Below are 575 nucleotides of genomic sequence, written 5' to 3'. Positions count from 1 at the left end.
GCGCGCTGTGGACGGCGCCTTCCTGATGCCTGTGGAAGACGTGTTCTCGATCTCCGGTCGCGGCACCGTGGTGACCGGCCGTATCGAACGCGGTATTGTCAAGGTCGGCGAAGAAATCGAAATCGTCGGTATCAAGGACACCGTCAAGACCACCTGCACCGGCGTGGAAATGTTCCGCAAGCTGCTGGACCAAGGCCAGGCTGGCGACAACGTTGGCCTGCTGCTGCGCGGCACCAAGCGCGAAGACGTGGAACGCGGCCAAGTGCTGTGCAAGCCCGGCTCGATCAAGCCCCACACCCACTTCACCGCTGAGGTGTACGTTCTGAGCAAGGACGAAGGCGGCCGTCACACGCCTTTCTTCAACAACTACCGTCCTCAGTTCTACTTCCGCACGACCGACGTCACTGGTGCCATCGAGCTGCCAGCCGACAAGGAAATGGTCATGCCTGGTGACAACGTGTCGATCACTGTGAAGCTGATCAACCCCATCGCCATGGAAGAAGGCCTGCGCTTCGCTATCCGCGAAGGTGGCCGTACCGTGGGCGCTGGCGTCGTGGCCAAGATCCTCGCGTAAT

The 575-nt window shown here is 61.0% G+C and carries 1 protein-coding gene; it reads left to right on the top strand.

Annotated elements, in window-relative coordinates:
- Window positions 1-574: EF-Tu C-terminal domain-related protein (locus tag ARADN35_RS0100010; protein WP_010457722.1), on the top strand; the 574-nt coding region annotated here is incomplete at its 5' end.
- Window position 575 lies beyond the last annotated feature (1 nt).

The organism is Acidovorax radicis N35, assembly GCF_000204195.1.
GTDB lineage: Bacteria > Pseudomonadota > Gammaproteobacteria > Burkholderiales > Burkholderiaceae_C > Acidovorax > Acidovorax radicis.
This window is presented reverse-complemented; position numbering and strand designations above follow the sequence as displayed.